The organism is Virgibacillus sediminis (assembly GCF_042643265.1).
GTDB classification, from domain to species: domain Bacteria; phylum Bacillota; class Bacilli; order Bacillales; family Amphibacillaceae; genus Virgibacillus_O; species Virgibacillus_O sediminis.
Map to the genome: position 1 here is coordinate 1 of NZ_JBHRRZ010000030.1, position 7,150 is coordinate 7,150.

Below are 7,150 nucleotides of genomic sequence, written 5' to 3' on the forward strand. Positions count from 1 at the left end.
AATAGCTCCTTTCGTATTATAGCTCTGATTTGGCATTGGTTAGTAATTCAGTATTACCAAATTAACCTACGTTGTTACGAATAGGAGCTAGTTTCGTTCATGATAACTTCGCTTTCCACGGGCGGCTCGTGAGCCTCCTTGTGCTATCGCACTGCGGTGTCTCGCCTAGGCCTTTCCTCCCGTAGGAGTCTACGTATATTTCCTCCGCTGATTTATAGCACAGTTTGTCTCTTGGGTTTAACATTGAGTTTTGTCCGAGCCTCTTTCCTTACTGTGGAAGTGCTTTTATGCGATATTCATGCTGCTCCCCCTCCCATCAAATATATAGATTACATATGCAGCCTCGCCCGATTAGAAGGGCGCGGCTGCTTTTTTATTTTTCCATTATTTCCTCACTATGCCTTCTTGCTCCCTTCAGAAGGGTCGCCAGGCTTAATAGCACTTCTAAAATGACAAGGAAGAGTACCAGCCATAAACCCGCTGACAATATGACTTCCTTTATCTGTATAAGTATGCCTTGGGAGAATTTTATCAATGAAGTGAAGGTATAGAACATCGCAAAGGTAAACACTCTGCTCCATTGGGTCACATGATAGACGAGGATTCCCTCTTTTATTCCAAAAGCTTTTACACGTCTGGCCATTCTATATAATTCCAATCCTTCCACAAGCAAAAAGACAGCCAAAGCTGCCAGCCATATGAAAATCACTGTCTGTCCCGGCTGTATGCCTGCCATCAGCCAGGCAATCCCTGTTATGGAAAGCGCGCCATGCAAGATGCAATTGGTGTTATTCCAGTCCTGTTCAAGAGACCATGCATTCGAAAGGTAACGGTTTAGGATCAGGATGGAACTAATCAAGTAGAAGCAGATTCCTATGGCCATCCATACTGCATGAATGATGTTTGGAACCACAGAAAACACGGTATCTGTCAGAAGAATCATGGATTGTGTGCTCACGGTGGTAAGCAGCAGAACGCCATGGGCCTTTTTTCTGAATTCATCCAAGGGCACTTCGTATAGTGTTTTGAAGCAAATCACCATATATACAATCCACAGGCCAATATTCAACCATACTACGGCCTCAGAAATAACTGCCCATTGGGGGAACTGCCTATATAGTAATATCCCGCATATGGAGGTTCCGGCCACCCATGTGCCGATTCCAAAGCGGTTGATCGGATTGTCGTAATGGACCTTTCGGAAACTGCCTTGAAAATAGGCAATTATAAAAGAAATGATGAATGCCATCCATAGGGCGGCATCCAGCATGCTGAGGTATTTGCTCGTGTCACCTGGTAGCTGCTGGGGTGGAGTAAATCCTGAAAGCACCCCCTGTGTGACGATGCCAAGGGACATTACAACTGCCATAGCGGAAGTAGTTATGTTTATTTTATTTTTGGCGATAATTGCCATAATGCCAATGAAAGAGATTAATCCGGCTGCAAGAAATATCATATGAATCACCTAGTTTGATATTATAGCATATAAAATCCCGCGATAGATTGTTACTAGAAAAGCCCCCAATAAAAATTGGAGGCTTTTTGCTATTCTTCAATATATACATCTTTAAGCAGCAGAAGCTGTGTCGGAAGCTGGGAAAGACCCTTCACTTCATCACGGACACCAAGCAGGTACTCTTGGTGCAGCAGATATGCCATCGGTGCAAGTTCTACCAGTCTCTCTTGAGCACTGCTGTAAAGTTCTGCTCTTTCTTCCTGGTTGGGGTTCTGCCGTGCTTCATCAATATATCCGTCGAGTTCTTCATCTACAACAAAGGTACGGTTCCCGGCTGTGCCCAGGTTATCAGAATGGAACAGCGGATACATGGTGTTGTCGGCATCACCTGTTACGTTCGTCCAGCCGAATACCATCATTTCATGGTTTCCGTTAGCTGTTTGTTCCAGCATGGCTCCCCACTCAAGGGTTTCCACTTCCAATTCGATGCCAATCTCCTTAAGCTGTGCTTGAACATTGGTTGCTGTGTCGACACGTTGTCTGTCATCGTTGGTCCAAATAGTGGCTGTGAAGCCATCTTCATAGCCTGCTTCAGCCAAGAGTTCTTTGGCTTTCTCTGGATCATATTCCAGGCCGTTCAGGTCCTCGTCATAGCCAAAAACTCCTGGCGCAAGCGGGCCTTTGGCCGGAACACCGACTCCATTGTAGATGCCTTCGATGATCTCCTCTTTGTCAATGGCCATGGAGATAGCCTGTCTCACCTTGATGTCATCGAAAGGCTCTTTGTTTGCATTAAAGCCGATGTAGGCTAAGGATGTGCTTTCCTGACGATTTACAGATATCCCTTCAGCATTCTCCATTTGCTCTACATCAGAAGGGCTGAGAGGGTTGCTGATATGGGAAGCACCTGTTTGCAGTTCGGAGTTCCGAGTCAGATCTTCCGGCACCACTTTGAAGGTGACAGTATCCAATAGGGCATTTTCTCCCCAGTAGTCTTCATTTTTAACCAGTTTGATCGATTGGCCCGGCTGCCATTCTTCAAAAATGAAAGGTCCGGTTCCCTGTGGGTTGGCATTTATGACGCTTCCTGGCTCTTCCCCATTTTCCATTGCTTCATAATCCGCTTCAATCTGTTCTTGAGATACCATTAGTCCACCTGGATGTGCAAGATGGGCGGGAAGCGGTGCGAATGGGAATTCTGTTTCAAAACGCACCGTGTACTCATCGACAACTTCTACGTTTGTAATCATGTTATACATAAAGGCAACCGGTGAAGCAAGCTCCGGATCCAGAATGCGGTCGATATTCGCTTTGACAACTTCTGCATTGAAGGCAGATCCGTCATGGAAGGTTACGCCTTCCTGAAGCTTGAATTCCCAAGTGGTGTCATCCACTTGTTCCCATTCCGTCGCAAGCCCTGGCTGCAGCTCCATATTTTCATTCTGGGTCACCAGCGTCTCGAAAATATTGATCAATACATCGGCAGACGGTGTGTCGTTGGAAGATGGCGGGTCAAGGGATACAGCATCTGATTTAGTGGCGATGACCAAGTCCCCTCCCTGTCCGTCTTCTTGGGTGTCAGCTGTAGAGCCGGATTCTTCATTATCATCTGGCTCACTCGCACATGCGGCAAGCAACAAGCTGAACAGTAGTGCTGTAAGCAGTAAATATAAGGATTTCTTCATAGTCTATTCTCCTGTCTGATGTAAGTTAGAATGTGAATGTTTTATCTTCCAGTTGAAGCAGAAATTCTTTTGCCAGATCTTTGGTTGCTTCCAAGTCCTTCACGCTTACTGCCTCATATGGGGAATGGGCGTAACGTGATGGAATGGATAGGACGCCGGTCGGTATTCCTTTATTCGCCGGAGCTATAGCCCCGCCGTCTGTGCCGATCCCCGGAAAGACTTCGAGCTGATAAGGAATGCCTGCCGTTTCTGCTGTTTGCCTCAGGTAATCTTTGATGGATTTTTGGACAATCAGGCTGAAATCCATGACTTTGATCCCAGTACCGCCGCCTATGTGTAAACTCTGGTCCATCGTTTCCTCCGGTGTATCGCTTACTGCCGTCGTATCGATGGCAAGGGCTGCGTCAATGTCATCCAGCCGGCTGATGGCAGTGTTTGCTCCCCGCAGGCCGACCTCTTCCTGTACGGTGAACAACAGCACGAGCTCGCCTGCGAATTCTTCCTGCTGGACTTCATTAAGTACCTGGAGGATTACCGCGCATCCAGCCCGGTCATCCAATGCCTTACCGGTGATTAACCTATTTTCTTTGCTGCCGATGATTCTATTTTCTGAAGCCCATGTCACAGGTGTGCCTATTTCTACTCCCATATCGATGGCTTCTTGTTTCGAAGCTGCCCCGATATCAATATATAGACTGGAATGGCTGCGCACCTTCTTGGCATCATCGAACTTCATATAGTGGGCTGACATGGTTCCTATCACCCCGCCGAGTTCCTCTTTGGAACCAAGAACATTCACTGGCTGTGCAAGCAGGATTCGATCGTCATGTCCTCCAAGCTTCTCGAACCGGAGCAAGCCATTATCTTCTATCTTCTTTACGATAAACCCGACTTCATCCATATGTGCCGTCATCAAAACGACCGGCCCTGGCCTGCCGCCTTTTTTCCTGGCCGTTACATTTCCCATTTGATCCATATGTACCTGGTCTGCTTTATCTTTCAGATAGTCCTGTATAAAATAAGCCACGTTTTGTTCATAGCCGCATGGGCCGTTCAACTGGCTTAACTTTTCCAGTAATTTCTCCATTCGCCCCACTCCTTTTCTGCAGAATTCCCCGGTGAATACCTAGTGGTTTGGTTTATTTTAGTGCGCTAAAGCGACGATAACTATTATATAGGCGTTTCCTGAGGAAATCAATATTTTCTAAAAAAATGCCATTTATTGCATAAGTCGAAGTATTGCAGAATCTCATGGTTTCGTCAACAAAAAAAAGGCATCCGAGCGGTTACCGCCCGGATGCTATGCCAGTTAAGGAGGGTTAGGAAGATGTCCATGCCCCGCCATTGATATGGATTGCTTGTCCTGTCATATAGGAAGATTCATCTGCGGCCAGCATAACATATGCCCAGGCATGTTCAGATGGCTGCCCGGGGCGCTCCATCAAGCTGTCCTGCCCGAAGTCTTGCACCTGATTCTCATCAAAGGAAGAAGGGATGAGTGGGGTCCACACTGGGCCAGGAGCTACAGTGTTGGCTCTAATGCCCTTTTTAGCAAGGCTCTGGGCAATGCTCCGGATGAAAGAAGTGATTGCCCCCTTGGTTGCAGAATAGTCCATGAACACCGGATTCCCTTTATATGCATTGATGGAAGAAGTGCTGATAATTGAATCGCCTGACTGCATATGGCGGACAGCAGCTTTGGTCAGGTAAAACTGGGAAAAGAAATTGGTACGGAAGACTTCTTCAAATTGTTCATTTGAAATATCGAGCAAGTCTTCACGTACATACTGGATAGCCGCGTTGTTCACCAGAATATTAATCTTGCCAAATTCTTGTACGGTCTTCTCCACGAGATCCTCACAGTGTGATGCGTCTTTGATATCACCTGGGAGCAGCAGGCATTTTGCCCCCTCTGCTTCTACCAGCCTCTTCGTTTCCTCGGCATCTTCATGTTCATCAAGATAGGAAATGGCCACATCGGCTCCTTCTTTGGCGTATAGAATGGATACGGCACGGCCAATCCCGCTGTCCCCGCCGGTAATTAGTGCTGCTTTACCTTTTAACTTGCCAGTTCCTTGGTAGTCTGTCGGCTGGACTGGATGTGGCTCCATTTTCGATTCGATGCCGGGCTGTTTCTCCTGCATCTGTTTTGGTGTACTTCCTCGTTGCATTTCTCTTGGATCTGCCATATCTATACCTCCTCGTGATATTGCTATTATCTTTATTCCACTTCCGGGAGGGTTGAAAACATGGACGGTTTTCTTGTGAAATCAAAGAGGGATGTCTTATTCCTTTCTAAATGGTTTAAACTTGCTTATAATGAGAAACATCATATACATACAACTCTGAAGGAGGAACCTGCCTGTGATCATCGCGATCATCTTGCTGCTGTTTGTGTCCCTGTTTTTTTCGGGCAGTGAAACAGCATTAACAGCCGCTAACAAGATGCGCCTCCAGACAAAGGCGAACGACCAGGACAAGAAATCCGAAAAATTATTGAAGCTAGTCTCCAAACCGAGTGAATTTATTACAGCCATATTAATCGGAAATAATATATCGAATATCCTGCTACCGACACTTGTTACGATGCTGGCCATTGAATACGGATTCAATGTGGCTCTTGCATCCGCCATATTGACCATCGCCATCATCGTTTTTGCCGAGGTCATTCCCAAGTCGATTGCCGCTGCTTTCCCGGACAGGATTGCGTACATGGTATACCCTGCCATCCGGGCCGTCATGTTTATATTCAAGCCGCTTACTTGGCTGTTTAATCGGCTTACCGGCTTGATCATCCGGATGCTGTCCAATGGAGAGAAGAAGGAAGTATCCATCTCGAAGGAAGAATTGCGGGCGATGGTGGATATTGCCGGTTCGGAAGGTACGTTCAAGCAGGATGAGTCATTCCGGATCAAAGGTGTTCTGGATTTTTATAACCTGAATGTGAAGGACGTTTTGAAGACTCCGCGGGTGGATATGATAGCCCTGCCGTATACTGCCTCCTATGAGGAGGTCAGGAGTGTAGTGACCCAGAATCCATATACAAGGTATCCGGTTTATCAAAGGGACAGTGACCATATTATAGGGGTGTTCCATTCCAAATATCTGCTGACATGGCAGAGCGAATCAGGGAAGTCCCTGACGGATTTCAGTGATATGGATCCGTTGATTGTTTATGAATTCAATTCCATTGAATGGGTATTCCGTAAGATGACGAAGGATAAAAAGCATATGGCCATTGTGCTGGATGAGTATGGGGGAACAGAGGGAATCCTTACCCATGAAGATGTCATTGAATCCATGATTGGACTTGAAATAGAAGATGAGATGGATCTGGAGAATGACTCACTGGTGGATAAGATCACGGATACAGAAATCATCTGTGATGCAAAAATCACCCTGAGACGTCTGAACACCCTTTTCCATACAAATATCCCGGAGGAAGAAGATGTGCTGGCCGGCTATCTGCTCAAGGAGTTCGACCATTTCCCAGAAGAAGGGGAAACCTTGGAGAAATACAATCTTTCCTTCACAATCACGGAGCTTGACGAACGGAGCATCTCCCAGGTCCGCATTGTGAAAAGAGAAAGGGAAGAAGAAGAATAAAGGGCGGCGAGCCCGGCATACAACTATACTCCTAAAACAAAAGACGAACAATGCACTAAATTAGCAGAGGAAATACACGCAGATTCCTACGGGGAGGAAAGGCCTGGGTGAGACCCTGAAGGTGTACACATGGAGGCCCACCCGTGGAAAGCGAAGTACTTTTCCTAAGCGGCAGGTTTAGCCCTATATATGACATTTCCTCTATAATCCAATAAGAAAATAAGGTTGGTACATAATCAAACTGTTCAACTGATGAGATGGAGGATGCTATGGATCAGCGAAGTTATCATGAACGAAACTAGCTCCTATTCGTAACAACGTAGGTTAATTTGGTAATACTGAATTACTAACCAATGCCAAATCAGAGCTATAATACGAAAGGAGCTATTAATATGAATGATAC

The 7,150-nt window shown here is 46.2% G+C and carries 5 protein-coding genes; 1 reads left to right on the forward strand and 4 read right to left on the reverse strand.

Features of this window, described 5'->3' with window-relative positions; translation table 11 throughout:
* Nucleotides 1-373: 373 nt before the first annotated feature.
* The 4 genes from ACFODW_RS12360 to ACFODW_RS12375 form a co-directional block, all read right to left on the reverse strand.
* Nucleotides 374-1,456 (reverse strand): hypothetical protein, encoded by a 1,083-nt coding sequence (locus tag ACFODW_RS12360; protein WP_390306901.1) that lies wholly within the window; start codon nucleotides 1,454-1,456, stop codon nucleotides 374-376.
* Nucleotides 1,457-1,545: 89 nt separating this feature from the next.
* Nucleotides 1,546-3,141: a glutathione ABC transporter substrate-binding protein gene (locus ACFODW_RS12365; protein WP_390306903.1), complete on the reverse strand. Its 1,596-nt coding sequence runs from the start codon at nucleotides 3,139-3,141 to the stop codon at nucleotides 1,546-1,548.
* Between the two features lie 25 nt (nucleotides 3,142-3,166).
* Nucleotides 3,167-4,228 (reverse strand): M42 family metallopeptidase, encoded by a 1,062-nt coding sequence (locus ACFODW_RS12370; protein ID WP_390306905.1) that lies wholly within the window; start codon nucleotides 4,226-4,228, stop codon nucleotides 3,167-3,169.
* Between the two features lie 232 nt (nucleotides 4,229-4,460).
* Nucleotides 4,461-5,330, reverse strand: coding sequence for an SDR family oxidoreductase (locus tag ACFODW_RS12375; protein ID WP_390306907.1), 870 nt, complete (start codon nucleotides 5,328-5,330; stop codon nucleotides 4,461-4,463).
* 175 nt (nucleotides 5,331-5,505) lie between these two features.
* On the opposite strand from ACFODW_RS12375, the gene ACFODW_RS12380 reads away from it, so the two are divergent.
* The gene (locus ACFODW_RS12380) at nucleotides 5,506-6,747 is read left to right on the forward strand and encodes a hemolysin family protein (RefSeq protein WP_390306909.1); all 1,242 of its coding nucleotides are present in this window, start codon (nucleotides 5,506-5,508) and stop codon (nucleotides 6,745-6,747) included.
* Nucleotides 6,748-7,150 lie beyond the last annotated feature (403 nt).